Source organism: Phenylobacterium sp. GW821-FHT12F10, from assembly GCF_058806695.1.
Genome location: NZ_JBXAPY010000001.1, coordinates 2,020,143 through 2,045,386, shown reverse-complemented (window position 1 = coordinate 2,045,386; position 25,244 = coordinate 2,020,143). Strand labels below are relative to the sequence as shown.

At 71.3% G+C, this 25,244-nt stretch carries 25 protein-coding genes; 11 read left to right on the top strand and 14 right to left on the bottom strand.

The genetic code is table 11. From position 1 onward, the window contains the following. Positions 1–33: 33 nt before the first annotated feature. Positions 34–714, bottom strand: coding sequence for a TetR/AcrR family transcriptional regulator (locus tag AC1RN5_RS10310; protein ID WP_493041061.1), 681 nt, complete (start codon positions 712–714; stop codon positions 34–36). Between the two features lie 177 nt (positions 715–891). Here AC1RN5_RS10310 and AC1RN5_RS10305 point away from each other — a divergent pair, with 177 nt between their 5' ends. The 4 genes from AC1RN5_RS10305 to AC1RN5_RS10290 are packed head-to-tail and all read left to right on the top strand — an operon-like array spanning position 892 to position 6,298. Continuing rightward, positions 892–3,288 carry a TonB-dependent receptor gene (locus AC1RN5_RS10305; protein ID WP_493041059.1) on the top strand — a complete coding sequence of 799 codons (2,397 nt, stop codon included), beginning with the start codon at positions 892–894 and terminating at the stop codon, positions 3,286–3,288. Between the two features lie 26 nt (positions 3,289–3,314). After that, positions 3,315–3,803: a hypothetical protein gene (locus AC1RN5_RS10300; RefSeq protein WP_493041058.1), complete on the top strand. Its 489-nt coding sequence runs from the start codon at positions 3,315–3,317 to the stop codon at positions 3,801–3,803. Further along, positions 3,800–5,008 carry an MFS transporter gene (locus tag AC1RN5_RS10295; protein WP_493041057.1) on the top strand — a complete coding sequence of 403 codons (1,209 nt, stop codon included), beginning with the start codon at positions 3,800–3,802 and terminating at the stop codon, positions 5,006–5,008. The genes AC1RN5_RS10300 and AC1RN5_RS10295 overlap by 4 nt, the downstream gene beginning before the upstream one ends. A gap of 45 nt (positions 5,009–5,053) precedes the next feature. After that, positions 5,054–6,298, top strand: coding sequence for a gallate dioxygenase (locus tag AC1RN5_RS10290; RefSeq protein ID WP_493041056.1), 1,245 nt, complete (start codon positions 5,054–5,056; stop codon positions 6,296–6,298). 22 nt (positions 6,299–6,320) lie between these two features. Here AC1RN5_RS10290 and AC1RN5_RS10285 read toward each other — a convergent pair whose 3' ends face one another. Further along, positions 6,321–7,226, bottom strand: coding sequence for a LysR family transcriptional regulator (locus AC1RN5_RS10285; RefSeq protein ID WP_493041055.1), 906 nt, complete (start codon positions 7,224–7,226; stop codon positions 6,321–6,323). 109 nt (positions 7,227–7,335) lie between these two features. Here AC1RN5_RS10285 and AC1RN5_RS10280 point away from each other — a divergent pair, with 109 nt between their 5' ends. Together AC1RN5_RS10280 and AC1RN5_RS10275 are read left to right on the top strand one after the other, a co-directional pair. Next, positions 7,336–8,760, top strand: a complete 1,425-nt coding sequence (locus AC1RN5_RS10280; protein WP_493041054.1) for an MFS transporter — start codon at positions 7,336–7,338, stop codon at positions 8,758–8,760. 37 nt (positions 8,761–8,797) lie between these two features. After that, complete coding sequence (locus tag AC1RN5_RS10275; RefSeq protein ID WP_493041053.1) at positions 8,798–9,232, top strand: GNAT family N-acetyltransferase; 435 nt, start codon at positions 8,798–8,800, stop codon at positions 9,230–9,232. Here the strand turns inward: AC1RN5_RS10275 and AC1RN5_RS10270 are convergent. Both AC1RN5_RS10270 and AC1RN5_RS10265 read right to left on the bottom strand, forming a co-directional pair. Beyond that, positions 9,183–10,514, bottom strand: coding sequence for a PepSY-associated TM helix domain-containing protein (locus AC1RN5_RS10270; protein ID WP_493041052.1), 1,332 nt, complete (start codon positions 10,512–10,514; stop codon positions 9,183–9,185). The two genes, AC1RN5_RS10275 and AC1RN5_RS10270, sit on opposite strands and share 50 nt — an antisense overlap. Positions 10,515–10,524: 10 nt before the next feature. Then, a complete protein-coding gene (locus tag AC1RN5_RS10265) occupies positions 10,525–12,606 on the bottom strand; it encodes a TonB-dependent siderophore receptor (protein ID WP_493041051.1) in 2,082 nt (693 codons plus the stop codon). 181 nt (positions 12,607–12,787) lie between these two features. Here AC1RN5_RS10265 and AC1RN5_RS10260 point away from each other — a divergent pair, with 181 nt between their 5' ends. From AC1RN5_RS10260 to AC1RN5_RS10250, 3 genes are read left to right on the top strand one after another with little or no spacing between them, the layout of a single operon-like run. Then, the gene (locus AC1RN5_RS10260; RefSeq protein WP_493041050.1) at positions 12,788–13,462 is read left to right on the top strand and encodes a hypothetical protein; all 675 of its coding nucleotides are present in this window, start codon (positions 12,788–12,790) and stop codon (positions 13,460–13,462) included. A gap of 8 nt (positions 13,463–13,470) precedes the next feature. After that, positions 13,471–14,691: a M48 family metallopeptidase gene (locus AC1RN5_RS10255; protein WP_493041049.1), complete on the top strand. Its 1,221-nt coding sequence runs from the start codon at positions 13,471–13,473 to the stop codon at positions 14,689–14,691. Between the two features lie 2 nt (positions 14,692–14,693). Further along, positions 14,694–15,284, top strand: coding sequence for a hypothetical protein (locus AC1RN5_RS10250; protein ID WP_493041048.1), 591 nt, complete (start codon positions 14,694–14,696; stop codon positions 15,282–15,284). Here the strand turns inward: AC1RN5_RS10250 and AC1RN5_RS10245 are convergent. Genes AC1RN5_RS10245 through AC1RN5_RS10235 form a run of 3 tightly spaced genes read right to left on the bottom strand, consistent with a single transcriptional unit; the run spans position 15,274 to position 17,330 of the window. Beyond that, positions 15,274–15,819: an arsenate reductase/protein-tyrosine-phosphatase family protein gene (locus AC1RN5_RS10245; RefSeq protein WP_493041047.1), complete on the bottom strand. Its 546-nt coding sequence runs from the start codon at positions 15,817–15,819 to the stop codon at positions 15,274–15,276. The genes AC1RN5_RS10250 and AC1RN5_RS10245 overlap by 11 nt on opposite strands. Before the next feature lie 5 nt (positions 15,820–15,824). Beyond that, positions 15,825–16,859 (bottom strand): glycosyltransferase family 2 protein, encoded by a 1,035-nt coding sequence (locus AC1RN5_RS10240; protein WP_493041046.1) that lies wholly within the window; start codon positions 16,857–16,859, stop codon positions 15,825–15,827. A 48-nt stretch (positions 16,860–16,907) separates the two neighbouring features. After that, positions 16,908–17,330, bottom strand: a complete 423-nt coding sequence (locus tag AC1RN5_RS10235) for a hypothetical protein (RefSeq protein ID WP_493041045.1) — start codon at positions 17,328–17,330, stop codon at positions 16,908–16,910. A gap of 153 nt (positions 17,331–17,483) precedes the next feature. Between AC1RN5_RS10235 and AC1RN5_RS10230 the strand changes: the two genes are divergently transcribed. Beyond that, the gene (locus AC1RN5_RS10230) at positions 17,484–18,428 is read left to right on the top strand and encodes a DUF808 domain-containing protein (protein WP_493041044.1); all 945 of its coding nucleotides are present in this window, start codon (positions 17,484–17,486) and stop codon (positions 18,426–18,428) included. A 3-nt stretch (positions 18,429–18,431) separates the two neighbouring features. On the opposite strand, the gene AC1RN5_RS10225 is transcribed toward AC1RN5_RS10230, so the two are convergent. The 7 genes from AC1RN5_RS10225 to AC1RN5_RS10195 form a co-directional block, all read right to left on the bottom strand. After that, on the bottom strand, positions 18,432–18,779 hold the full coding sequence (locus AC1RN5_RS10225; RefSeq protein WP_493041043.1) for a YciI family protein: 348 nt from the start codon (positions 18,777–18,779) through the stop codon (positions 18,432–18,434). A 99-nt stretch (positions 18,780–18,878) separates the two neighbouring features. Beyond that, positions 18,879–19,277: a DoxX family protein gene (locus AC1RN5_RS10220; RefSeq protein WP_493041041.1), complete on the bottom strand. Its 399-nt coding sequence runs from the start codon at positions 19,275–19,277 to the stop codon at positions 18,879–18,881. Positions 19,278–19,305: 28 nt separating this feature from the next. Further along, entirely contained in the window at positions 19,306–19,713 is a 408-nt protein-coding gene (locus tag AC1RN5_RS10215; protein WP_493041040.1) for a VOC family protein, read from the bottom strand. Positions 19,714–19,813: 100 nt separating this feature from the next. Further along, complete coding sequence (locus tag AC1RN5_RS10210; RefSeq protein WP_493041039.1) at positions 19,814–20,281, bottom strand: SRPBCC family protein; 468 nt, start codon at positions 20,279–20,281, stop codon at positions 19,814–19,816. A 36-nt stretch (positions 20,282–20,317) separates the two neighbouring features. Further along, the gene (locus tag AC1RN5_RS10205) at positions 20,318–21,574 is read right to left on the bottom strand and encodes an RNA polymerase sigma factor (RefSeq protein ID WP_493041038.1); all 1,257 of its coding nucleotides are present in this window, start codon (positions 21,572–21,574) and stop codon (positions 20,318–20,320) included. Next, positions 21,571–21,951 (bottom strand): YciI family protein, encoded by a 381-nt coding sequence (locus AC1RN5_RS10200; RefSeq protein ID WP_493041037.1) that lies wholly within the window; start codon positions 21,949–21,951, stop codon positions 21,571–21,573. Before AC1RN5_RS10200 ends, AC1RN5_RS10205 begins: the two co-directional genes overlap by 4 nt. Before the next feature lie 75 nt (positions 21,952–22,026). After that, positions 22,027–22,965, bottom strand: a complete 939-nt coding sequence (locus AC1RN5_RS10195) for an amidohydrolase family protein (RefSeq protein WP_493041036.1) — start codon at positions 22,963–22,965, stop codon at positions 22,027–22,029. A 241-nt stretch (positions 22,966–23,206) separates the two neighbouring features. Between AC1RN5_RS10195 and AC1RN5_RS10190 the strand changes: the two genes are divergently transcribed. Then, positions 23,207–25,210: a GTP-binding protein gene (locus tag AC1RN5_RS10190; protein ID WP_493041035.1), complete on the top strand. Its 2,004-nt coding sequence runs from the start codon at positions 23,207–23,209 to the stop codon at positions 25,208–25,210. The last annotated feature ends 34 nt before the right edge of the window (positions 25,211–25,244 follow it).

The following is a 25,244-nucleotide window of genomic DNA, read 5'->3' as shown; positions in this document are numbered from 1 at the left end:
TAGCCCAGCCCGCGCGGCGGGGCAGGGGCCGCCTCAGGCCCGATACCGCGACAGCATGATCTCGATCACCTCGGCCCGGCGGGCGGCGATGTTGGCGGGGTCGGCCATGTCGTAGTCGAAGACCTTGCCGAAGGTGTGCCGGTTGCCGACGAAGAAGAAGCTGAGGGCGCTGATGGTCAGGTGGAACTGCAGGGGGTCGGCGCCGTCGGCCCGGATCACCCCGGCCGCCACCCCGCGCGCCAGGATCGCCCCGGTTGCCTCCAGCACCAGGCGGCGCTGGGCGGAGTGGTCGATGCGGTCGCCGTGCCGGCCGTGGTCGAGGTTCTCGGTCATCAGGATCCGCACCACGTGGGGGTTGCGGACGTGGGCGTCGAAGGTGTTGCCGGCCAGGGCGGCCAGGGCCTCCAGCGGCGGCAGCGGGGCGTAGTCGAAGCCGGCCTCGGCGGAGCGGAAGTCGGCATAGGCGCGCTCCAGGACCGCGGCGTAGAGGCCCTCCTTGCTGCCGAAATAGTAGTAGATCATGTTCTTGCTGGTGGCGGTGCGCGCGGCGATCTCCTCCACCCGCGAGCCGTGCAGGCCCTTGGCCGCCACGTCCTCGGTGGCCACCCGCAGGATGGCGTCGCGGGTGGCGTCGGCGTCGCGGAGCTTGCGCCTCGGGGCCTGCGCCCGGTCGGGGCCCGCGGCGGCCGGCGCGCTCTTCAATCGATGTTCCATGGCCGGATCGTAGCGCGTCCGGTGTGCGCCGCACAATGGACTAACCGGTCAGTTGGTTGTTGATTTGACTAACTGGTCAGTTTACTCGGAGTCCAAACAAGGCGGCGCAACGCCGTCATCTCGGGGGAGGAAACGGTTATGACGCATCGTTCCAGCGTGTCTGTGCTTGCTTTGACCATGGCGTTCGCCGGCGCTTCGGGCGCCGCCTTCGCGCAGACCGCCACCACCGGCCCGGTGGTGGAGGAGGTGATCGTCACCGCCCAGAAGCGGTCCGAGCGCCTGCAGTCGGTGCCGGTCTCGGTCACCGCCATCGAGGCCAAGGCCCTGGACGACCTGGCGATCGACAATGCGCGGGACTTCGTCCAGTTCGCGCCCTCGCTGAACTTCCAGGCCGCCGACGAGGCCCGCCTGTTCAACTTCTCCATCCGCGGCATCGGCACCGAGAGCTTCTCGGTGGGGGTCGAGCCCTCGGTCTCCACCATCGTCGACGGGGTGGTCTACACCCGGGTGGGCTCGGTCTTCGACGGGATCGGCGACCTGGAGCGGGTCGAGGTGCTCAACGGGCCGCAGGGGACGCTGCAGGGCAAGAACGCCTCGGCCGGCGCCGTGGTCATCGTCACCAAGGGCCCCAACCGCGAGGCCTTCGAGGGCAGCGGCGAACTCGGGATCGCCGAGCACGGGGAGCGCACCGCCAAGCTGACCCTGACCGGCCCGATCAACGACCAGCTCGCCTTCCGCCTGTTCGGCTACTACCTGCACGAGGACGGGGTGGTGAAGAACATCGCCACCGGCCAGACCGTCAACAATGTCGAGTCCTACGGCTTCCGCGGCAAGCTGCTGTACGAGCCCGCCGAGGGGATCAGCTTCACCCTGGCCGGCGACTGGAGCGACCGGGAGGCCGACTGCTGCGGCGAGCCGATCCGGGTCCCCGCCGCCTCGGGCAACGTCACCGCCGCCTTCACCGGCACGCCGGTGGGGCCCGACAACCGCTTCGTCAACTTCAACACCCAGCAGGAGGGTTACCAGAAGAACGCCGGGGTCTCCCTGACCGGGGACATCGAGATCGGCAGCCATACGCTGACGAGCATCACCGCCTACCGCCAGTACAAGGACTTCGCGATCCGCGACCGCGACGGCACCAACGCGCCGTTCACCGGGGTCACCCCCCAGCAGCTGTTCAACGCCACCGTGCCGGGGATCTCGGCGGCCGACGCCCTGACGCGGCTGGACGCCCTGCTGCTCAATCCGCTGAGCTTCTCCTGCCGCAACGGGGTCTGCGGCGAGAGCAACAGCCTGGAGAAGAACGACACCTTCAGCCAGGAACTGCGCATCGCCTCGCCGGTCGGGGGCGCGGTCGACTACATCGCCGGCCTCTACTACTACGACGCCAAGACCGAGCGGGACCTGACCATCGCCGGGGTGCGCTCCAACATCCCGGGCAATGTCAGCTTCCCCACGCCCAACACCGTCACGGTCAACCGCGACACCGCCTATGTGCTGGCCGACCTGATCACCAAGGTCCACACGGTCAACGCGGCGATCTTCGCCAACCTGAACTTCCATCCCACCGAGAAGCTGACCCTGAGCGCCGGGGCGCGGGCCGTGCGCGACCGGCTGGACTGGGACCACGACAAGGTCACCGGCCCCAACGGCGACCACATCGGCTCGCCCACCAACATCAACCCCGCCGGCCAGGTCGCGCCGGGCGCCAATGTGGGCACCCCGCAGTTCCACGCCAACCGCAAGTTCACCGACAGCGCCCTGATGGGCCGGGTGACGGCGAAGTACGAGTTCTCGCCGGAGCTGATGACCTATGTCTCCTGGGCCCGCGGCTACAAGGCCCAGGCGGTGGACGCCGACATCTACGTCACCCAGGCCGGCTTCGACGCCAGCCCGGTGGGGCCCGAGACCTCGCGGTCCTGGGAGATCGGCGTCAAGTCGCAGTGGTTCGACCGCCGCCTGACCGCCAACCTGACGGCCTATGACACCACCTTCTTCGGCTACCAGACCTCGTCGTCGGGCACGGACGGCTCGGGCGCGCCGGTGCTGCGCTCGGCCGGCAAGCTGTTCACCAAGGGGATCGAGGGCGAGCTCACCCTGCGGCCGATGACCGGACTGCGGCTGACGGGCAACTTCCTGTTCGCCGACAACAAGTTCGACGACCTGTTCGTGACCCCGACCCTCAACATCAAGGGCGGCGTCCCGCTGAACGCGCCCGAGAGCAAGTACGGGCTCACCGGGGTCTACGACTTCGCGCTCGGCGACTGGGGCGTCAACGTCTCGGCCAACTACACCTGGACCGACAAGACCCTGTTCACCAACCTGGCCGACGCCAACAATCCCAACTCCGTCTGGTTCCGGCCGTCCTTCGGGGTCGCCAACGCGGCGGTCAACCTGACGCCCCCCGGCGACCGGCTGAAGATCAGCCTCTATGTGAAGAACCTGTTCGACGAGCAGTACGTCGCCGGCCTGCGCCGCATCTCCGGATCGGTGGGCGGCGCCGGGGCGGTGGCCCAGACCCTGCCGCGGGACTTCGACCGCTACTTCGGCGGCACCGTGCTGGTGAAGTTCTGAGGCGGCCGGGCGGCGGAGGGCCAGCGATGACCATGCCAAGGCGCGCGATCGGCGCTGGCCTCACCGGCGGCCTGACAGGCGGGGTGGTGATCTGGATCTATGAGGCCCTGGTCTGGGTCGGGGTCCAGCACCTGATGCCGCTGGAGGGCATCCCCCGCAACGCCGTGGGCCTGGTGTTCGGCAAGGGCGCGCAGGCGGCGCTGGGGCCGCTGGCCTATGTCGTCGGGACCGGGATCCACTTCACCTTCGCCCTGGCCTGGGGCGTGGCCTTCGCCCTGGTCTGGCCCGGGTTCCGGCGGCGCGGCTGGGAGGCCACCCTGCTGGCCATGGTCTTCGCGGCGCTGATCTGGATCGTGATGCACGTGGCGATCGCGGTGGTGGGGGACGACCACCCCAACTATCTCGACGTGAACGTCATCCTGGGCGGTTTCGTGTCCCACCTGTTCTACACCGTGCCCCTGGCCCTGATCGTCCGGCGGCGCCTGGCGGCCGACGACGCGAGCGGGGCGGCGTGACCCGACGTCGGGTGACGGAGGTCCCGGTCGCGGCGGCGGGGCGCATTTCGCCCGCCGCGGCCCTGACCATCCTGGTCTGCTTCCTGCTGAACATGGTCGACGGCATGGACATCCTGGTGATGTCCTACATCGCCCCGGCCCTGCAGAAGGAATGGCGCGTCAGCCCCGCCGAGCTCTCCATCGTCTTCAGCATCGGCCTGGCGGGCATGGCCCTGGGTGGGCTCGGCCTGGCGCCCCTGGCCGACCGGTTCGGCCGCCGCCGGATGATCCTCATCGCCCTGTCGATCATGACCCTGGCCATGCTGGCCAGCAGCCGAGCCCAGTCGATCGGCCAGCTCGTCGCCCTGCGGTTCTGCGTGGGGACCGGCATCGGCACGGTGCTGGCCAGCATCGCCGCGCTGGCCGCCCGGGCGGCGCCGGAACAGAGGCGGAGCTTCGCCGTCGGCGTGCTGCAGGCCGGCTATCCCCTCGGCGCCATGATCACCGGCCTGGTCACCGCCTGGGCCCTGCCGCTGTACGGGTGGCGCAACGTGCTGGTGGGCACCGGCCTGGTCTCGTCCCTGTTCGTGCCGCTGGTCCTGGCCCTGGTGCCGGCGCAGATCTCCACCGTCGAGCGCCAGGCCCGCACCCGCCTGCGCGAGGTGGTGGCCGGCCCGCGCCTGCCGGCCTCGATGCTGCTGTGGGGCGCGACCATCTGCGGCTTCATGGCGCTCTACTTCATCGCCAGCTGGATCACCAAGCTGGCCATCGAGGCCGGCCTGCCGGAGACCCAGGCGATCCTGGCCAGCGCCGTCTACAACCTCGGCGCCTTCGTCGGCACGGTGGGGATGAGCCTGCTGAGCGCGCGGGTCGACATCCGCACGCTCGCCTGCGTGCTCCTGGTGGCGGCGGCCGGCGCCTTCCTGGTGTTCGGCGGGGTGGCGCTGCCGCTGGCCGGGGTGCTGGCCGGGGCCTTCGTCATCGGCGTCACCCTGCAGGGCGGGGTCAACGCCCTCTATCCGATCGGGGCGCGGGTCTATCCCGACGCGGTCCGCGCCACCGGCATCGGCTGGTCCTCGGGCATCGGCCGGATCGGGGCCTTCACGGGCCCGATGGTCGGCGGCTGGGCGCTGAGCCAGCACCTGCCCCTGGTGGCGGTGTTCGGGATCTTTTGCGCGCCGCTGCTGCTGGCGGCGCTGCTGGCGAGGCTGGTGCGGTTCGAATGACGCCCGCCGCCCACGCCTCCACCGTTGATCCGAAGGACCTCCGTCATGGCCCACATCGTCGGTGGCATCGCCACCTCGCACACCCCGACCATCGGCTTCGCCCTAGACCACAACAAGCAGGAGGACGCGGTCTGGAAGCCGATCTTCGAGGCCTATGAGCCCATCAAGCTCTGGCTGCGGGAGAAGGCGCCCGACGCCCTGGTGGTGATCTACAACGACCACGTCACCTCCTTCTTCTTCGATCACTATTCGGCCTTCTGCCTGGGTATCGGCGAATCCTACGAGCCCGCCGACGAGGGGGCGGGGCGTCGGGCCCTGCCGCCCATACCGGGGCACGGGGCGCTGGCCCGCCACATCGGCCGCGCCCTGATGGCCGACGAGTTCGACATGTCCTTCTTCCAGGGCAAGCCCCTGGACCATGGCTGCCTCTCGCCGCTGTCGCTGCTGCGCGAGGGCGATGGGCCCTGGCCCGCGGCCATCGTGCCGCTGCAGGTCGGCGTCCTGCAGTTCCCGGCGCCCAGCGCGGCGCGCTGCTACAAGCTGGGCAAGGCCCTGCGCACCGCCATCGAGAGCTTTCCGGAGGACATCACGGTGGCCATCGTCGCCACCGGCGGGCTGTCGCACCAGGTCCACGGCGAGCGGGCGGGGTTCAACAACCTGGCCTGGGACCAGCAGTTCCTCGACCTGTTCGAGCACGACCCCGAGGCCCTGACCCGGATGACCCAGGCCGAGTACGCCCGGCTCGGGGGCCTGGAGAGCGCCGAGGTCATCATGTGGCTGGTGATGCGCGGCGCCCTGTCGGCCTCGATCAAATGCCTGCATCGCGACGTCTACCTGCCCTCGATGACGGCCATCGGCACCGCGATCTACGAGAACCAGGCCCAGCCGCTTTCGGCGCCGCAGGCGGCCGAGGCGCGGGCGCGGGCGGGGCGCGAACTGGCCGGCGCCGAGACCCTGGAGGGCACCTATCCCTTCGACCTCGACCGCAGCGTGCTCACCTTCCGGCTCAACAGCTTCCTGCACGGCCTGGTGCTTCCCGAGGCCCGCGCGGCCTTCCTGTCCGACCCGGAGGCCTGTTTCGAGCGGGCGGGGCTCTCGGGCGAGGAGCGCGACATGATCCGGCGCCGCGACTTCCGGGCGCTGATCCAGTACGGGGCGATCTTCTTCGTGCTGGAGAAGCTGGCGGCGGTGGTCGGCCTCAGCAACCTGCACGTCTACGCCCACATGCGCGGCGAGACGCTGGAGGCCTTCCAGAAGACCCGCAACGCCAAGATCCTCTATTCCGTCTAGGCCGACGGGCGGCCGGGGCGTCTCAGGCCGTCACGTCCCGCACGCAGCCCCGCAGCCAGCGGTGGGCCGGGTCGGCGTCCATCCGGGGATGCCAGAGCAGGGAGACGGTGATCTCCGGCGGGGCGGCGGGCAGGGGGAAGCTGAACAGACCTTCGCGCAGGGGGGCCGTGTGGCGCTCCGGCACGGTGGCGACGAGGTCCGAGGCGCGGGCCAGGGCCAGGGCCGCCGAAAAGCCGCCGACGGTGGTGGCGATCTCGCGGGTCAGGGGCGCCAGGGCCTCGTCGACGGGGCCGGTCTCGGCGCCCCGGCGCGAGACCAGGATGTGACGGGCGCCGGCGTAGCGGGCGGGGGTGATCTCGCCCTCGCCGAGGGGGTGGCCCGGGCGCACCACGCCGATGAAGCGGTCGCGGAACAGGGCCTGGGCGCGGATTTCCGGACCCTGGGCCTGGCCGACGACGCCGGTCTCCAGGTCGACGCGGCCGTCGCGCAGGGGAGCGGAGTCGCGGTCGGTCTTGGCCAGGAAGCGCAGGCGCACGCCGGGCGCCTGCGCGGCGAGGCGGGCGATGAGCGCGGGGCCGAAGGTCTCCACGAAGCCCTCGCTGGCCCGCAGGGTGAAGGTGCGGACGAGCCGGTCGAGGTCCAGGGCCTGGGCCGGGCGCAGCAGGGCCTGGGCCGCCTCCACCAGCGGGCCGACCTGGTCGCGCAGCTCCAGGGCCCGCGGCGTGGGGACCAGGCCGCGGCCGGCGCGCACCAGCAGGGGGTCGCCGGTGGCCGCCCGCAGGCGGGCGAGGGTGCGGCTCATGGCCGAGGGGCTGAGCCGCAGGCGCCGCGCCGCGCCGGCGACGCCGCCCTCGGCCAGCAGGACCTCGAGGGCGACGAGGAGGTTGAGGTCGGTCATGGAGCGGTCCTCGCGCGCATCGGTCGCCATGTATGGCGTCATATGCACGAATGAAATGCAAACCGTGCGCGTTCCGCCATGCCGGGCCGGGCCCTAGGGTCGCGGCGCTCCCATCCGGAGCGAAGGCGGAGGCGGCGCGATGACACGGATCGAAGTCAGGCAGGCGAAGGCCGGGGCGCGATGGGCCCTGGCGGGCCTGTCGCTGTCCATGCTCATGCCCGCCCTGGACACCAGCATCGCCAATGTGGGGCTGCCGACCCTGGCGCGGACCTTCGAGGCCTCGTTCCAGCAGGCCCAGTGGGTGGTCCTGGCCTATCTGCTGGCGCTCACCAGCCTGATCGTCGGGGTCGGGCGGCTGGGGGACCTGCTGGGGCGCCGTCGGCTGCTGCTGGCCGGGATCGGCCTGTTCACGCTGGCCTCGCTGCTGTGCGGCCTCGCCCCCAGCCTCGAGCTGCTGATCGCCGCCCGCGCCGCTCAAGGTCTGGGGGCGGCCGTCATGATGGCCCTGACCCTCGCCCTGGTGGGGGAGACGGTTCCGAAGGGGCGGACGGGGGCGGCCATGGGGCTCTTGGGGAGCATGTCGGCGATCGGGACGACGCTGGGGCCGTCGCTGGGCGGGCTGCTGATATCGGGGTTCGGCTGGCGGATGATCTTCCTGATCAACCTTCCCCTGGGGATCCTGAACCTGGTGCTGGCGGCCCGCACCCTGCCGGCCGATCCGCCCCGGGCCAGGGCGGGGCGGTTCGACGCGGTGGGCACGGCCCTGCTGGCCCTGACCCTGGGCGTCTACGCCCTGGCCATGACCGGGGCGGGCGAGGGGGCCCTCCCGCTGGGCTTGCTCGCGGTCGCGGGCGCGGCGCTCTTCTGGATCTGGCAGGGCCACGCCGCCCAGCCCCTGCTGCCCCTGGCGATGTTCCGGCGACCGGGGCTGGCCGCCGGCCTGGCCATGAGCCTGCTGGTGGCCACGGTGATGATGGCCACCCTGGTGGTGGGGCCCTTCTACCTGTCGGGCGGCCTGGGGCTGGACGCGGCGCGGGTCGGGCTGGTGATGACGGCGGGACCCCTGGTGGCGGCCCTGAGCGGGGCGCCGGCCGGGCGGCTGGCGGACCGGTTCGGCGCGCCGGCCATGACCCTGGCGGGCCTGGCGAGCCTGACGGCGGGCCTGCTCGCCCTGGCGGTGGCCCCGGCCAGGTTCGGGGCCGGGGGCTACATCGGCGCCATGGTGGTGGTCACCGGCGGCTACGCCCTGTTCCAGGCGGCCAACACCACCGCCGTCCTGACCGACGTCGCGCCCGACCAGCGCGGGGTGATCGCAGGCCTGCTGAGCCTGTCGCGCAACCTGGGGCTCATCACCGGAGCCTCGGTGCTGGGGGCGGTGTTCGCCCTGGCCTCGGCGGCGAGGGACGTCACGAGCGCCTCGCCCCAGGCTTTGGCGACCGGCATGGGCGCCACCTTCACCGTGGCCGCGGGGCTGGTGGCCGTGGCCTTCGCGATCGCCCTGGCGGGACGGCGGGCGGGCCTGAGGGCGCAGCCCCCTGTCGCCGATCGCAGCCGGGCGGGCTAGGGTCTGTGGGCGCCGCCCGGCGCCGAGGTAGAGACGCTTGACCACCCGCCATGGACTGGAGATCCGCGCCGCCGACGCGGTGGACGCGCCGGGCCTCGCCGAGCTGCTGGGCGGCTCGGCGGCGGCGGTGGGCGCGCGGCTGGAGCGCATGCGGGCCGAGCGGGCCACGGTGCTGCTGGCGGTCGAGTGGGGGCCGCCCAGCGGGCTGATCGTGCTGCACGCGCGCCAGGGCCTGCTGGCCGATCGGCCCCAGGGGGTGGTGAGCGCCCTGCTGGTGGCGCCCGAGGCGCGGCGGCGGGGAATCGGGCGACTGCTGCTGAAGGCCGCGTCCCAGGCCGCGCGGATGGCCGGCTGCGGCGAACTGGTCCTGGCCGCGCCGCTGGAGGCCGAGGGCCTGGCGGAATTCTGCCAGGCCACCGGCTTCAGCCCGGTGGAGACGGGCTTCTCGAGACCTCTGCGGAAGGGCGGCTGACGGCGCGCCCGGGGTCTTGGCCAGGGTGAGCGCGCTGCGCCCGGCGCGACCGCCGCCGCTTCACCCGGCCCTGGCGCTTGCGCTGCCAGATGACCACGCCGGTGACGCTGAGGGCGGCCACCACCAGGCCGGTGATGGAGATCAGGATGCGGCCGGGGAGGCCCAGGATGCGGCCCGAGTGCAGGGGGAACTGGGCCTGGAGGAAGATGTCGGCGGCCGTGCCCTTCCACGGCTGGCGGTCCCCCAGCAGCGCGCCGGTGGTTCCGTCATAGTAGAGGTAGGGCGGGCCGACGCCCCCCGCGCCATGGTCGCCGCCGGGCGGGTGGAAGGCCACGCCATAGATGCCGAATTCGGGGGAATAGAACGCGCTGCCGGCCGGGTCCTTCCAGCCGCGTTGTTTCGCGTCGGCCTGGGCGACGGCGAGAACCTGGGCGTAGGTGCGCGCGGGGATGACCGGGCTGTCGTGCGGCGCCGGCTTGCGGACATCGAAGGGACCGGGGGTCACCCGGCTGACCTTGGACATCACCGGATAGAAGACCTCCGAATAGAGGTTCAGGGAGAAGGCGGTGAAGGCGACGGTGAACAGCACCCCCCACAGCCAAAGACCGAAGGCGCGGTGGATGTCGAAGTTGACGCGATAGGCGCTGGCCGAGGTCTTGATCCGCCAGGCCGGCTTCCAGCGGGCCCAGAAGCCGCGTCCGGCCCTGGCGTCCGCGGCGCGGCGCGGGGGCAGGGTCAGGTAGAAGCCGACGAAGCAGTCGATCGTCCAGAGGATGGCGACGCCCCCCAGCAGCCAGATCCCCCAGCGGTCGATCCCCCAGAAGGCCGGGATGTGCAGGCTGTAGTGCAGGACATAGAGGAAGGAGACGAAGGTCTCCCGGGTGATCGGCCAGACCGCCCCCCACGCGCGCCGGCCCTGTTCGGCGCCGGTGGCCGGGTCGAGGAAGACCTGGTTGTAGCGGGGTTCGAACAGCTTGCGGGTGGCCGGGTCCTGGCGCGGTTCGACCCCGAAGGCCAGCGTCCCCCCAGGCTCCGGCGCCAGGGGGACATAGGTGACCATCACGCGCGGGTCGCGGGCCTCGATGGCGCGGGCCAGGTCCAGGGCGGGGAGGGGCGACCCCGCCTTGGACTGGGCGAACATCAGCCGGGGATTGAGCAGGTCGTCCAGCTCGTGGTCCCAGGAGATCACCGCCCCGGTGACGCCGGAGACGAACAGGAAGCCGGCGATCGCCAGGCCCACCCAGCGGTGGAGGAAGGTCAGGGCCGGGCGCAGGGCGTCCATGGCGGCGACCTCAGAAGCTGTAGTCGAGGCGCAGGGCGACGCTGCGCGGGGCGGCGTAGTGCGACTGGTTCCACATCAGGCTGGTGAGGTATTTCCGGTCGGCGGCGTTCTTGACGTTGAGCGTGGCGCGCACCTTGTCGGTGACGTCGATCCCGGCGCTGAGGTCCAGCAGGGCGTAGGCCTTCTGCTCGATCCGCACGAGGTCCTGCACCGAGACCTCACCCTGCCAGCGCACCGCCGCGCCGAGCTTCAGGTTGCGCAGCTGGGGGAACAGATAGGTGGTGGTGGCCTTCAGGGTCTTGCGCGGCACATAGGTGCGGGTCGGCGCGCCGCCGGCGTCCTCGATCTTCAGGTCGGTCCAGCCGGCGCTGAGCGTCCACCGGTCGGTCAGCGCGCCCGAGGCCTCCAGCTCATAGCCGGTGACGGTGGTGTCGACCCCGGCATAGTAGCTCTTCCCGTCCGGGAAGCTGCCCGCGTACTCGGCCAGGTTCGACTGCTCGGACTTGAAGGCCGCGGCGGTGAGGAACAGGCGGTGGTCGAGCCAGTCGCTCTTGACGCCGGCCTCGTAGGCCTTGCCGTGGGCGGGCGCCAGGGTGGCGTGGGTTATGTCCACCTCGGACTGCGGATTGAAGATGTCGGTGTAGCTGGCATAGGCCGAGATGTTGGGGGTCAGGTCCCAGACCACGCCGACATAGGGGCTGACCTCGCTGTCGTCGCGCGGGGTGTCGACACCGTAGGAATAGCCCTTGGACTTCAGTTTCAGGGCGTTGAAGCCGACGACGGCCTTGAGGCTGTCGGTGAGGTCGAGGTGGACGGCGGCGTAGACCCGCGCCAGGCGGTCGGACTGGTCCGAGGCGAGGTAGGGGCCCGGATAGCTGGGCTCGGCCACCTGGACGGAGCCCCACTGGCCGACCGCGGGGAAGACGATGGTGTCGGCCGAGAAGTCCTCGATCTCCTGGCCGGTGGAGCGCGAGGCCTGGCCGCCGATCACCAGCTCATGGGTGCGGCCGAACAGCTGGAAGGGGCCCGAGGCGTAGGCGTCGAGGATGTAGCTCTCGTATTCCGACGGATAGACGCCGCTCATGCCAAAGACGCCGAGGCCGGTGACGGGGTCCGGATTTCCATAGGCGTAGAGCAGCTTGGCGTGCTCGTCGAAGCGCTTGTAGGTGGCCACGCCGTTGATCTTCCAGCCGTTGTCGAACCGGTAGTTCAGCTCGGCGAAGGCGGTCTGGTCCTTGACGTTCCAGTGGGTCCAGTCGGCCGAGGTGGTGGCCGAGACCGGATAGTCCACCCGCGTCCCGTCGGAATAGGTCAGGGGCAGGGCGCCCCAGAGCACGCCGCGCGAGCGGTTGTCCTGCAGGGCGTAGCCGGCGGTGGCGGTGAGCCGAGGCGTCACGTCCCAGGCCAGCATGCCGGAATAGACGTTCCGGTTGACGTGGTAGTGGTCGAGATAGGAGCCCTTGTCCTCATTGGCGTAGATCAGCCGGCCGCGCACCGTGCCGCTGGCGTTGAGCGCGCCGCCGACATCGGCCTCCAGGCGGTAGTCCTCCCAGGAGCCGACCTGCACGGCCAGACCGCCCTGAAACTCGGGGGTGGGGCGCTTGCGCACATAGTTGACGGTGGCCGAGGGGTTGCCCGTGCCGGTCATCATGCTGTTGGCGCCGCGCACGGTCTCCACCCGCTCGAACAGCACGGTGTCCAGGTCGCCGAACTGGATGCCCCAGATCAGCGGCAGGCCGACGCCGTCCACCTGGAAGTTCGTGATGTCGAAGCCGCGGGAGTTGTAATAGGTGCGGTCGGTCTCGACCTTCTCCACATTCACCCCGGTCACCTGGGCCAGCAGGTCGTTGACGCTGGTGAGCGCGAAGTCGCGGATGCGCGCCTGGCTGACGATGGTCACCGACTGCGGGGTCTCCTTCAGGCTCATGTCCAGGCCGGTGACCGCCGAGGTGTGGGCGCGCGCGCCCGTGACGATCACGCCTTCCACCAAGGCGCCGGCCTCGGCGTCGTCATCGGCCCAGGCGGCGGTGCAGATCGACGCGGCGGCGAGGGCGGCGCCGGCCAGGAGCAGGGCGCGGGGGGAGGCGGTCATGGAAGGTCTCTCTCTTGCAACTAATAACGAGTCGCAAGAGCAAGTACCGAGCGTGGCCTTGGGTGTCAAATGGGTAGGCTTCGCCGCATGGCTTTTCGTCGTCGACAGGCGAGGCGATAACCGTCTAGGTTGCGCACGCGGCGACCACGCCGCGCTTAAACGGGCCGGGGGGCTCCATCTGATGAAACGCGTATTGGCGGCCATGACCGCTTGCCTGCTGCTGGCCGCTTGCACCACCACCAGCACCCAACTGGCCGTGAAGGACGGGCCCAAGCCGCCGGCGGGCGCCCGGATCATCCTGCTGCAGCCGGACGTGCACCTGGCGGTCCTGACGGCCTCGGGCCTGCAGGACCCGCGCGCCGACTGGAGCCAGCAGGGCAAGGACAACCTGACGGCCGAGATGTCCTCGTCGCTGAAGGCGCGGGCGCACCAGTTCCGGATGGTCAATCCCGAAGGCGCGATGGAGGGTCGGACCGGTCAGCTTCTGCGGCTCAACGAGGCGGTCACCAAATCCATCCCCTATGGCTACATCCCCACGAAGAAGGGGGCCTTCGACTGGACGATCGGCGACGGCGCCCAGGCGCTGGGCGCGGCCTATGAGGCCGACTACGCCATGTTCGTCACCGCGCGCGGGACCTATGCCAGCGGCGGCCGCGTGGTGGCGATGATCGGGTTCGCGGCCCTGGGGGTCAGCGTCCCGCTGGGCAACCAGTACGCCATGGCCTCCCTGGTGGATCTGAAGACCGGCAAGATTGTCTGGTACAACACCGCGCTCGCCGGACCCAACGCCGACATGCGCCAGCCGGAGGGCGCCAGGATCCTGGTGACGGCGATGCTGAAGGACGCGCCGCTCTGAGCGGGCCGATGCGCTCTGGTCTGCTGATCGCCGCGGCCGTCGCCAGCCTGGCCACGCCCGCCCAGGCCCAGCGGCTGGCGGGCGTGCGGCCCGACGTCGCCAGCGACGAGGGCGGGCTGTGGTCGGTGTCCGACCAGGCCGAGACGGTGGCCCGGCAATCGGCCGAGTTGGACCGTGATCCGGCGCTCACCGCCTATGTCCGTGACGTGGCCTGCAAGGTCGCTCGGGATCACTGCGCCGACATCCGGGTCTATGTGATGGACCGGCCGTTCTTCAACGCCTCCATGGCGCCCAACGGCTATACCGAGGTTTGGTCCGGGAGCCTGCTCCGGGCCACCAGCGAAGCCGAGCTGGCCTTCATCCTCGGCCACGAGGTCAGCCACTTCGACCGCAACCACTCCCTGCTGTCCTGGCGGCGGAAGAAGTCGACGGCCAACGCGATGATGGTGCTGTCGGCCGGCGTGGCGGTGGCGGGCGTGGCCGCGGCCAGCGGCGCCCAGACCTATGACGGCGCGCGCTCGATCATGGATGCGACGCGGGGCCTGATCGACGTGGTCTATCTGGCGGGCATGGCCTCGCTGTTCGGCTACGATCGGGAGAACGAGCTGGAGGCCGACCGCCTCGGCCTCGCCCGCGCCGTCCAGGCCGGCTACGCGCCGACGGCGGCCACCGGGGTGTGGCGCGCCCAGATGGACGAGACCGCGGCTTCGGATTTCAAGCGTGTCCGCACCTCGGGCGCCCGCACCAACATCTTCGCCAGCCACCCCGTGGACGCCGAACGGATCGCCGCCTTGCAGGACGACCTCCGGGCCGTGCCAGACACAGGGGAGGCTGGACGCGCCCGGCACCGGGCCGCGATCCGGCCGCATCTGGCCGCCTGGCTGCGTGACGACCTGCGACGGCGGGACTTCGGCCAGACCCTGCACCTGATCGGGCGGTTGGCCACCGACGGCGAGGATCTTGGGGTGCTGAACTTCTATCGCGGCGAGGCCTATCGGCAGCGGCGCGGCGAGGGTGATCTGGCCCTGGCGCGGGACGCCTATCTGGCGGCGGCGGCCTATCCGGACGCGCCGGTGGCGGTGTGGCGTGAGCTGGGCGACCTGCGGCGCAAAGAGCGCGACGCCGCCGGCGCCAGGGTCGCCTACGAAACCTATCTGGCCAAGACGCCCGCCGCGGAGGACGCCTGGATCGTGCAAGACAGTCTGAACAGCTTGAAATCGGGGAATTGACCATGCGCACCGTAATCCGGCCCCTGGCCGCCGTACTTGTCGCGCTGAGCCTCGCGGGCTGCGCCACCGTCACCGCCGCGCCGGCCGGCCGGTTCCAGGCCGGCAATGGCCAAGAGATGACCCTGGGCCGGATGTGGTCGGATATCAGCCCGATCATGTTCAATCGCGGCAAGAAGGTCCGCGTGCTGTCCATCGATGGCCCGCTGCTGAACGCCCTCTATGTCGGCAGCGGCCTGGTTCCCGGCGACAACATCGTCCGGTCCTATGTGAAGGAGCGCCCAACCCCGCTGGTGCGGGCCGGGATGTCGGCCAGCGAGCGGCTGGAGTTCGTGTCCGACAGCGTCGCGGCCATGGGCTATCAGCGGGTTGAGCTGACCCATCCCCGGGCCGCGACGCTGGGCGGCGCGCCGGGGGTGCGCTTCGACCTGGACGCCGCCACCAGCGAGGGTCTGGAGATCAAGGGGACCGGCGTGGTGGCCGAGGTCTCGGGCAAGCTGTACCTGATTGTCTACCTGGCGCCGGCAGAGCACTACTTCCAAGCCAGCCTGCCGGAGGTGGAGGCGATCCTGGCCTCCGCCCGGGTCACCGGCTAGGGCGGCCCGCCACCGCCTTGGCCAGGGCCAGGGGGAGGTAGAGGTCCAGTTGGGCCAGGACCGCCCGATGGGCGGCCATCGGCTTGCCCCAGGCGTCGGGGATCGGGGCGTCCGTCCCGGCGGCGTAGGCGGCCAGGGTGAAGGTCCTGGCCCGGGCGTCCGGATAGAGGGCGATCACCCTGGCGGCGTGGGCCTGGGTCATGGTCAGGATCAGGTCGGCGTGGGCGACGTCGGGGGCCTCCAGGCGCCGGGCGCGGTGGGCGGCGACATCGAAGCCACGGTCGGCCATCAGGCGCCGGGCATTGGCTTCCGGCGCCTCGTCGAAGGGATCGACGTCCAGGCCGCGCGAGATCACCGCGATGGGCAGGTTCCGCCGCGCGGCGAGCGCCCGGGCCAGGGTCTCGGCCATCAGGCTGCGGCCGGTGTTGCCGGTGTCGACAAAGGCGATCTTGACGGGTTCGGACGCCGCCGCAACGCGGCCCCCCAGAGCAACGCCCAGCAGGGGCAGGAGGAAGAGGCCGCGGCGATCCAGCATGGGGCTCAGCCGGCCTCGGCGAGTTGGCGGTACCTGGCGGCGGCCTCGGGCGGGCCGAAGGTCTCGTAGAGCGCCGCCAGGTTGTGGGCGGCCATGTGACCGCCGCGGCCGCGCACCGCGCCATCCAGGTGCGGCTGCTCGCCGATCTCCAGACAGGTCTTCCAGGCGGCCTCGGCCAGGGGCAGGAACTCGCCCACGGCGCGGTCGGGGGCGGCGGTGGCGCAGGCCAGATAGAGGTCGCCGGCGGCGAAGTGGAAGTCTGGCGAGGCGGCCCAGGCCGGGGTCTCGGCGGCGACCAGGGCCAGGGCCTCGTCGAGCTGGCCGGCCTCCTTCAGGGCGGTGACGGCGCGGACCACCAGGCTGTGGCGCCAGGGGACGTCGGCGGGAGCCAGGCGCAGGGACTCGGTGAAGCACAGCGCCGCCTGGGGCGGGCGGCCGCGGACCTGCAGTTCCTTGGCGAGCTGGAACCAGAGATAGGGGTCCTCCGGCTGGTCCCGCAGTTCGGCCATCAGCAGGACCTCGTTGCGGTCGCCCTTGCGCGCCAGGTTCTCGGCGGTGAAGCCGTCATGGCCCAGGGTCAGGGGTAGGCGGACGCCCTTGGCCGGGCCCACCGGCTGTTCGTGGATGCGGCCCTCGTAGCGGACGCCTCGGGGCAGCAGGCGGGGGATCCAGGTCTGGGCCAGGGTGTCGGCGCCGGACTGGTCCAGCAGGTTGTCGCGGCGCACCCAGCCCATGGCGTCCTGGGGCAGGGGCGCGGCCAGGCATTCGGCGCCGGCCTCGATCCACTCGTCGGCGTCCAGCACCAGGTTCCAGTCGGCGGGCGAGAGGTCCAGGGCGGCGTTGCGGGCGGCGGCGAAGTCGTCGACCCAGGCGAAGTCGTGGACCTGGGCGCCGCAGGCCCGGGCGACCTCGGCGGTGGCGTCGAGGGAGCCGGTGTCCAGCACGATCATCAGGTCGACGTGGGGCCGCGCGCTGTCCAGGGCCCGGGCGATGCGGTGGGCCTCGTCGCGGGCGATCATCACCAGGGCCAGGCGCGTCATCGAAGTCTCCGGGGCCCCGCAGCTTCGGAGATCAGGGTTAATCCCGGCTTACGCTCGGCGCAGGACGCCGCCGCGCAGGATCGGAACCAGGAAGGCCGCAGCGATGATCGTGTTGGGAACGGCGTTGAGGCCATAGCCGGTCGCCACCGACAGGCTGCTGTCGAGGAGGTACCAGGCCAGCAGGCCGGTGGTGATCCCGACCCAGACGGGCCGGGCGCGGGCCCCCAGCTCGTAGGCGGCGGCGAGCGCGGCCCTCAGGGTGATCGCCCAGCCGAGGGTGACGGCGCCGGTGATGGCCAGGGCGAACCGCATCTGGGCGTCGAGGTCCAGGGGCTCGGGGCCGCCCAGGATACCGAAGATCAGGCGGGTCGGGGCGCTGGTCGCCTCCAGCCCGGCCCCGGCCAGGACCAGACCGAACAGGGCCACGCCCCAGCACCATGCCGACAGCCAGTTGCGCCAGAAGATGGTCATGGAGGGTCCCTTCTCGAATTGCCTGGCTTCAGCCTAGGGAAGCGGCCGAAGCGCCGCCATTACCTGTGCGGTCATGGCCCGGGAGTTTCCGCTTGGAGGCGCAGGCGTTTTCACCGATTTGAGGCGGACCGAGTTTCTCAGAGGGACTGACAGATGGCTTCCGGCCTCGCCGCGCTGCTGGACGATGTGGCGGGGATCGCCAAGATCGCCGCGGCTTCCGTGGACGATGTGACCGGGGCGGCCGGTAAGGCCGGGTCCAAGGCCGTGGGCGTGGTGGTGGACGACGCCGCGGTGACCCCCGGCTACGCCATGGGCTTCACCCCCGACCGCGAGCTGCCCATCGTCTGGAAGATCGCGATGGGCTCCCTGCGCAACAAGTTTCTGTTCCTGCTGCCCGGGGCCCTGGCGCTCAGCGCCTTCGCCCCCTGGCTGGTGACGCCCCTGCTGATGCTGGGGGGCGCCTACCTGACCTTCGAGGCCAGCGAGAAGATCCTGGAGGTCTTCCTGCCGCACGAGGCCGGAGACGACGAGGAGGACCTGGCGCTCTCCTCCACAGAGCTGGAGGCGGAGAAGGTGGCCGGGGCCATCCGCACCGACCTGATCCTGTCGGCGGAGATCATGTTCATCGCCCTCGCCGACGTCGCCGCCCGGCCGCTGGCCATCCAGGCCGCGGCCCTGGCCCTGGTGGGCCTGCTGCTGACCATCGGGGTCTATGGAGTGGTGGGCCTGCTGGTGAAGATGGACGATATCGGCCTGCACCTGGCCCAGCGGCGCACGCGGGGGGCCAGGGCCCTGGGGCGCGGCCTGGTGCGGGCCATGCCGCCGGTCCTGGCCGGCCTGTCCACCATCGGCACGGCGGCCATGCTGTGGGTCGGGGGCGGCATCCTGGTGCACGGCCTGGAGCACTTCGGCTGGAACGCCATCCCGCACCTGGTGGAGGGCCTGTCCCACTGGACGGGCCAGGTCCCGGGGGTCGGCGGGATCACCGGGTGGATCGGCTTCGCGGCGGGCTCGGCCCTGGTGGGCCTGGCGGTGGGCGCGGTGATCGTCGGCGTCCTGCACCTGGTCCACAGGATGCGGCCCGCCAAGGCCCACTGAGGCTCAGTCGTTCGCCTGCAGAGGGCGAACCTCGATGGGCAGGGTGATGGCCTTGGCGAAGCGGGCGCCCCAGCTGAGGGCGGCCTCGAGGTCCGCCGCCTCGATCACCGTGAAGCCGCCCACATGCTCCTTGGCCTCCACGAAGGGGCCGTCGGTCATCTGGACCTGGCCGTCGGTGAGCCGCAGCACGTGGGCCGGGGCGCCCGGCGTCAGGCCAGCGGCGAAAACCCAGCCTCCAGCGGCGCGCAGGTCGGCGTTGACCTGGGCCAGGTCGGCCATGATCGGGCCAAGCCGCTCCGGCGGCGGGGCCGGGCCGTCGGGCTGGTAGATGGTGAGCAGGTAGCGGGGCATGGGACGGGTCTCCTCCGAGGCGGCGACAGGCGCGCCTTGCCACAACGACGAACCAGGCGCCGCGAAATCGACAGGTCGGGCGCCTGGGACGAGGTTTTCCTAGGGGCGCCGCAGAGGGATCATCGTCCGCAGCCGCCCGTCCCGCAGCCACAGGCCGCCCCACATCAGCAGGCCGAGCCAGACCCCGAACAGGGTGTGGCTGACCAGGGGATCGTTCAGACGCATATGGCTGGCGATGGCCCCGCCCATCACCGCGGTGAAGAGGATGGCGCCCAGGACCGCCGTGCGCGGCCAGAGATAGAGGGCCAGGCAGACCGCCTCGATGATCCCGATGGCCAGACCCTGCTCCGGCGGATAGCCGAGCTGGGCCAGGGTCTGCGCCACCACGGGCAGGCGGGCCAGCTTGATGCCGGTGTCCATCACCATGAAGGCGGCGAACAGGCCGGTGAGGACCCGGCCGGTCCACGCCATGGCTTTCGAGGTGGTTTCGGCGGACATGAGCTTTCTCCCCCTTTGTCCTGTATTTTCAGGCCTGTTCGACGGGCTGGTTGAAGGCCCAGTGGACGCCGAACGGGTCCACCATGGCGCCCCAGTAGTCGCCCCAGAACATCACCTGGGGTTCGGTGGTGGCCGTGGCGCCGGCGGCGATGGCGCGCGCCCACCAGACGTCGAGGTCGGGGACGATGAGCTGCATGGTGAAGCTGTGGGAGGGCTGGTGGGCGTAGCCCTGCTCGGGGAAGCTGTCGGCCAGCATCAGCGAGCCGCCATTGATCTCCAGATGGATGTGCATGAACCGCTTACCGTCCTCGGCGGGCATGCGGGCCAGTTCCTTGGCCCCGAAGGCCTTCTGGTAGAACTCCGAGGCCGCGCCGGCGCCCTCGACGTTGAGATAGGGGATGACCCCCTTGAACACGGGATCGATGGTCTGGGTCATATCGGCTCTCCGATGTGCGCGCGCCTGCGGCGCTGTGATCCTAGGACGAACGGGGCGGCGGCGACCCGACAGCGGGGCCGGGGATTTTCCGCCGCGGGCGTCACATCGTGGCCAGCACCTCGGCCAGCTGGTCGGCGCATTGGCCCCAGCCCTCGTGGAAGCCCATCTGCTCGTGCTGGGCCTTGGCCTCGGCGGTCCAGTGGCGGGCGCGGGCGGTGTATCTCGTCTTCCCGCCCTCGAGGGGTTCGAAGGTGACCTCGGCCACCATGAAGGGCTGGCCGGCGGGGACCCAGCCGGGGCCGAAGGCGTCGGTGGTGACCAGCTTGCGGCCGGGAACCACCTCCAGGACGACGCCGGGATTGGGGTATTCGGTCCCGTCCTCGGACCGCATCACGACGTTGAAGACGCCGCCGGGGCGCAGGTCGATCTCCACCTTCGGCGTGGTGAAGGGCCGGGGCGCGAACCACCGCGGCAGGATGGCGGGATCGGTCCAGGCCTGGAAGACCTTCTCCGGAGGGGCGTCGAAGACGCGTTCGAGGACGAGTTCGTGCTGGGCGTCGGCGGTCATCTGGGGTCTCCCGTCGGTGGGCTTGTCGATCTGTCCCTAGGCCGCGCCGGCGCTGTCCTGCTGGAGGCGGTCGAGGTGGAGGCGGATGTGGGCGGCTTCGGCCGGGGTGTTGGCCAGCGCGATGGCGCGGCCGAAGGCCTCGCGGGCCTCGTCCCTGCGGTCGAGCTGCAGCAGCAGGGCGCCCTGGACGCCGAAGAAGTGGAAATAGCCCGCCAGCCGCCCGGCCAGGGGCGCGATCATGTCCAGCGCGGCCTGGGGGCCGGCCACCTTCGAGACCGCCACGGCACGGTTCAGGGTGATGACCGGGGAGGGGGTGAGGATCTCCAGGTGGGCGTAGAGCCGGTCGATCTGCGGCCAGTCGGTCTCGCCGGGGGTGGCGGCGCGGGCGTGCAGGGCGGCGATGGCGGCCTGGATCTGATAGGGGCCGGGGCGGCGGTGGCGCATGGCCTTGTCGATCAGGGCCAGGCCCTCGGCGATCATGTCGGGGTTCCAGAGGGACCGGTCCTGGTCCTCCATCAGGATGATCTCGCCGCCGGCGTCATAGCGGGCGGCCGAGCGGGCGTGCTGGATCAGCAGCAGGGCGGTCAGGCCCATGATCTCCGGCTCGGCCTGGAACAGGCGCAGCAGCAGGCGCGACAGCCGGATGGCCTCCTCGCAGAGCGGGCTGCGGGCGGCGACCTCGTCGGGGCCGGCGGAATAGCCCTCGTTGAAGACTAGGTAGACCATGGCCGCCACGGCGGCGAGGCGCTCGGAGCGCTCCACGGCGCCGGGGGTCTCGAAGGGCACCTCGGCCCGGGCGATGCGGCCCTTGGCGCGGGTGATCCGCTGCTCCATGGCGCTCTCGCTCACCAGGAAGGCGCGGGCGATCTGCTTGACCGAGAGGCCCGAGACGATGCGCAGGGCGAGAGCGATCTGCTGCGTGGGCTGCAGGTCGGGATGGCAGCAGATGAACAGCAGCCGCAGGATGTCGTCGCGGTAGTGGGCCCCGTCCAGGCGGTCGGCCAGGGGGCTCTCCACGTCGTCGAGGTCGGAGATCTGGTCCTCGGCGGGCAGGGCGGTCTGGCGGCTCTGGCGGCGGACCTGGTCGATGGCGGCGTTGCGGCCCACCATGATCAGCCAGGCGGCCGGATCGCGCGGCGGGCCGTTCTCCGGCCAGGCCTTCAGGGCCCGCAGGCAGGCGTTCTGGAAGGCCTCCTCGGCGGTGTCGAGATCGCGGAAATAGCGCAGGAGGGCGCCGACGGCCTGGGGCCGGGCGGCCGTCATGGCCTGCTCGATCCAGGCCAGGTCGCTCATGAGGCGCCGATCCCGGGCACGCCGGGCAGGAACAGCCGCAGGGGCCGCACCTCATAGCCGCCGCCCGAGGCCGGATTGGCCTTGGTGAGCTGGCGCGCGGTGTCCAGGGCCTCCTCCAGGTCCTTGCACTCGACGATGTAGAAGCCCAGCAGCTGCTCCTTGGTCTCCACGAAGGGGCCGTCCAGGACCAGGCCCTCCTCGCGGCGCAGGGAGGTGGCCGCCGTGGTGGGCATCAGGCGGATGGCGGGACCGAAGCGGCCCTCGTCCATCAGCTTCTGGTGGACCTTGTCGAGGCTCGCCATGACGGCGTCATCCTCCGCCTGGGTCCAGCCGGTGACGATCTCTTCGGTGTTGTAGCAGAGGATGGCGTAGAGCATCGGAGCGTCCCTGATCGAGGCTAGGACGAACCAGTATGCCCGGGCCCGACAGGGCGTCGAAGAAAAAGCGCGCGCCTAGTCCCGCAGTCCCTCCAGGCGGATGGCGTCCAGCTCGGCGGCGGTCATGACGCCCGCCTGGAAGAGGGCCAGGAATTCGTCCGACAGCCCATTGCCGAACATCAGGGGGTCGTCGGTGTTGACCGTGACCCGAACCCCAGCGTCGTAAAGGCGGCGGATCGGGTGGTCGGCCATCCGCGCCACCCGGCCGAGCTTGAGGTTGGAGGTGGGGCAGAGGTTCAGCCTGATCCCGGCCTCGGCCAGTTTGCGCATCACCTCCGGGGACTCGGCGGCGGCGATGCCGTGCTGCACCTCGTCCAGCTCCAGCAGCTCGACGGCGCGCCAGACGTCGTCGGCGGTTCCCCATTCGCCCACATGGCATTTGAGCTTCAGGCCCGCGGCCTTGGCGCGGCGATAGACGGGCGCGAAGACCTCGATGGGCTGGGCGAACTCGTCGCCGGACATGTCGAAGGTGGCGAACACCCCCAGCTCCAGCAGGGGCGCCATCCAGTAGTCGATGGCGCGGATGGGGCAGTGGCGGGAGATGCCCATCTGCGGGATCCAGTCGACCTGCGGCCCGCCTCGGGCATGGGCGCCGGTCATCGCGGCCCAGACCGACTCCGCCCCGCCCTCGTGCAGGGTGATCCCCCAGACATCCTCCCCCACCTCGATGCGGGTGACCCCGTCGCGGACGGCCTGGACGAAGGTGGCCTCGAGCGCGATGGCCCGGCCCGCCGCCCCGTGGAACAGCTCGCCCACCCGGGCGGTGGTCCAGGCGTGCATCTCGTCCATGGAGGCGAGCACCCCCTGCAAGGGCGCGATGTCCACGCCGGTGGTCTCGCGCACCCAGTCGCGGTTGCCGCCCATGACGGCGTGGATGTGCAGGTCGGCCTTGGGGCAGGCGCGCAGGGCCGCCAGGTCGGCGGTTTCGAGGGCGCTCTGAAAGGGCGTGGCCATGGCGAAACCAGGCTCTGCAATCGCGGCAGGCCGGGCAAGCGGGGGAATCCCGAATTCGCGGGCGAGGGACGCGAAAGCCACACCTGGAGTTGCACGGGCGTGGCTTGGGCGAACGCGGGTTGCCGAGGCGCGCGACCTCTGACCTAGTGCCCGCCTCAGTCACCCAACCCGGAGAGCCCCGTGCGCCAAAGCATCATGACCATCGAGAGAGGAGCCCCCTATCGACAGGACATGACGCTGCATGCGAACGCTCAACCTTGGGATCCTGGCGCACGTCGACGCCGGAAAGACTAGCCTCACCGAACGCCTGCTCTACGCCGCCGGGGCCATCGCCCAGATGGGCAGCGTGGACGGCGGCGACACCCAGACAGACTCCCTGGCGCAGGAACGCCGGCGGGGTATCACCATCAAGTCCGCCGTGGCCGCCTTCGCCATCGGCGACGTCACGGTCAATCTGATCGACACGCCGGGCCACCCCGACTTCATCGCCGAGGTGGAGCGGGTGCTCAGCGTGCTGGACGGCGCGGTCCTGGTGGTGTCGGCGGTGGAGGGGGTGCAGGCCCAGACCCGGGTGCTGATGCGCGCCCTGCAGCGCCTGGCCATCCCCACCCTGATCTTCGTCAACAAGATCGACCGCCGGGGCGCCCAGGACGCGGCCCTGCTGGCGGCCATCGGGCAGCGGCTGACCCAGGCGGGGGTTCCGATGGGCGCGGTCCAGCATCTGGGCGAGCGCCAGGCGGTCGTGACGCCCTTCGGGGCCGACGATCGGGCCTTCATCGGCCTGCTCGCCGAGCGGCTGGCCGACCACAACGCCGCGATCCTGGCGGCCTATGTGGAGGGCGGGGCGCTGTCCTATCGCGGCCTGCGCAAGGCGCTGGCGGTGCAGACCGGGCGGGGGCAGGCCCATCCGGTCTTCTTCGGCTCGGCCATCACGGGCGCCGGGATCGAGGCCCTGATGGCCGGAATCGCCGAGCTGCTGCCCGCCGCGCGCGGGACGCCCGAGGGACCGGTCAGCGGCGCGGTGTTCAAGGTGGAGCGTGGGCCGGCGGGGGAGAAGATCGCCTACGTGCGCATGTTCTCCGGAACCCTGCGGACGCGGGACCGGGTCGCCTTCGGCGGGGACGGGGAGGGCAAGGTCACGGCGCTCGCCGTCTTCGAGCGCGGCGGCGCGGTTCGGGCCGAGGCCCTGGCCGCCGGGCGGATCGGCAAGGTCTGGGGGCTGGCCGAGGTGCGGATCGGCGACGCGATCGGCGTGCCCCGGCCCGGGGCGGCGGTTCGCCACTTCCCGGCGCCGACCTTGGAGACTCTGGTGCGGCCCCTGCGCCCGGCCGACAAGGGGGCGATGCTGGCGGCGCTCGCCCAGCTTTCCGAACAGGATCCGCTGATCGGCCTGCGGCAGGACGACCTGCGCCAGGAGGTCTTCGTCTCCCTCTATGGCGAGGTGCAGAAGGAGGTGATCGCCGAGACCCTGGCCGGGGAGTTCGGCGTGCAGGTGGCCTTCGAGGCCACCACGACCCTGTGCATCGAGCGGGTGGCCGGCGTCGGGTCGGCGGTCGAGGTCCTGCGGCAGAAGCCCAATCCCTTCCTGGCCACGGTGGGCCTGCGGATCGAGCCGGGGCCGCTGCATTCCGGCGTGGTGTTCCGCCTGGAGGTGGAGCTGGGGTCCATTCCCCTGGCCTTCCACAAGGCGGTGGAGGAGACGGTGCATAAGACCCTGGCCCAGGGACTGTACGGCTGGCCGGTGACCGACTGCGTGGTGACCATGACCCACTCCGGCTACCAGCCGCGCCAGAGCCATTCCCACGCCATCTTCGACAAGAGCATGTCCAGCACGGCCGGCGACTTCCGCAACCTGACGCCGCTGGTGCTGATGGCGGCCCTGAAGCAGGCCGGGTCGGTGGTGTGCGAGCCCATGCACCGTTTCGAGCTGGAGATCCCGGCCGACACCCTGGGGACGCTCCTGCCGCTGCTGGCGCGACTGGAGGCGGCGCCCCGGCCGCCGCTGCTGCAGGGGGCGCTCTGCCGCCTGGAGGGGGACATCCCGGCGGCGCGGGTCCACGAGCTGCAACAGCGGCTGCCGGGCCTGACCCGGGGCGAGGGGGTGCTGGAGTCCGAGACCGACCACTACCGGCCGGTGCGCGGCGACCCACCGGCCCGGCGGCGCACCGACCTCCATCCCCTGGACCGGAGGATGTACCTGCTGCGCCTGTCGCGGCCGGACCTGGCGTGGATCGGGGAAGCCTAGAGGGGCTTCCTTTCCGCGCGGGGCCTGTGTCTAA

Excerpts from the sequence above, each read along its gene's own strand:
- AC1RN5_RS10310 (WP_493041061.1), bottom strand. The coding sequence starts at position 714 with ATGGAACATCGATTGAAGAGCGCGCCGGCCGCCGCGGGCCCCGACCGG.
- AC1RN5_RS10305 (WP_493041059.1), top strand. The coding sequence starts at position 892 with ATGGCGTTCGCCGGCGCTTCGGGCGCCGCCTTCGCGCAGACCGCCACC.
- AC1RN5_RS10300 (WP_493041058.1), top strand. The coding sequence starts at position 3,315 with ATGACCATGCCAAGGCGCGCGATCGGCGCTGGCCTCACCGGCGGCCTG.
- AC1RN5_RS10290 (WP_493041056.1), top strand. The coding sequence starts at position 5,054 with ATGGCCCACATCGTCGGTGGCATCGCCACCTCGCACACCCCGACCATC.
- AC1RN5_RS10285 (WP_493041055.1), bottom strand. The coding sequence starts at position 7,226 with ATGGCGACCGATGCGCGCGAGGACCGCTCCATGACCGACCTCAACCTC.
- AC1RN5_RS10280 (WP_493041054.1), top strand. The coding sequence starts at position 7,336 with ATGACACGGATCGAAGTCAGGCAGGCGAAGGCCGGGGCGCGATGGGCC.
- AC1RN5_RS10270 (WP_493041052.1), bottom strand. The coding sequence starts at position 10,514 with ATGGACGCCCTGCGCCCGGCCCTGACCTTCCTCCACCGCTGGGTGGGC.
- AC1RN5_RS10265 (WP_493041051.1), bottom strand. The coding sequence starts at position 12,606 with ATGACCGCCTCCCCCCGCGCCCTGCTCCTGGCCGGCGCCGCCCTCGCC.
- AC1RN5_RS10260 (WP_493041050.1), top strand. The coding sequence starts at position 12,788 with ATGAAACGCGTATTGGCGGCCATGACCGCTTGCCTGCTGCTGGCCGCT.
- AC1RN5_RS10255 (WP_493041049.1), top strand. The coding sequence starts at position 13,471 with ATGCGCTCTGGTCTGCTGATCGCCGCGGCCGTCGCCAGCCTGGCCACG.
- AC1RN5_RS10250 (WP_493041048.1), top strand. The coding sequence starts at position 14,694 with ATGCGCACCGTAATCCGGCCCCTGGCCGCCGTACTTGTCGCGCTGAGC.
- AC1RN5_RS10245 (WP_493041047.1), bottom strand. The coding sequence starts at position 15,819 with ATGCTGGATCGCCGCGGCCTCTTCCTCCTGCCCCTGCTGGGCGTTGCT.
- AC1RN5_RS10240 (WP_493041046.1), bottom strand. The coding sequence starts at position 16,859 with ATGACGCGCCTGGCCCTGGTGATGATCGCCCGCGACGAGGCCCACCGC.
- AC1RN5_RS10235 (WP_493041045.1), bottom strand. The coding sequence starts at position 17,330 with ATGACCATCTTCTGGCGCAACTGGCTGTCGGCATGGTGCTGGGGCGTG.
- AC1RN5_RS10230 (WP_493041044.1), top strand. The coding sequence starts at position 17,484 with ATGGCTTCCGGCCTCGCCGCGCTGCTGGACGATGTGGCGGGGATCGCC.
- AC1RN5_RS10225 (WP_493041043.1), bottom strand. The coding sequence starts at position 18,779 with ATGCCCCGCTACCTGCTCACCATCTACCAGCCCGACGGCCCGGCCCCG.
- AC1RN5_RS10220 (WP_493041041.1), bottom strand. The coding sequence starts at position 19,277 with ATGTCCGCCGAAACCACCTCGAAAGCCATGGCGTGGACCGGCCGGGTC.
- AC1RN5_RS10215 (WP_493041040.1), bottom strand. The coding sequence starts at position 19,713 with ATGACCCAGACCATCGATCCCGTGTTCAAGGGGGTCATCCCCTATCTC.
- AC1RN5_RS10210 (WP_493041039.1), bottom strand. The coding sequence starts at position 20,281 with ATGACCGCCGACGCCCAGCACGAACTCGTCCTCGAACGCGTCTTCGAC.
- AC1RN5_RS10205 (WP_493041038.1), bottom strand. The coding sequence starts at position 21,574 with ATGAGCGACCTGGCCTGGATCGAGCAGGCCATGACGGCCGCCCGGCCC.
- AC1RN5_RS10200 (WP_493041037.1), bottom strand. The coding sequence starts at position 21,951 with ATGCTCTACGCCATCCTCTGCTACAACACCGAAGAGATCGTCACCGGC.
- AC1RN5_RS10195 (WP_493041036.1), bottom strand. The coding sequence starts at position 22,965 with ATGGCCACGCCCTTTCAGAGCGCCCTCGAAACCGCCGACCTGGCGGCC.
- AC1RN5_RS10190 (WP_493041035.1), top strand. The coding sequence starts at position 23,207 with ATGCGAACGCTCAACCTTGGGATCCTGGCGCACGTCGACGCCGGAAAG.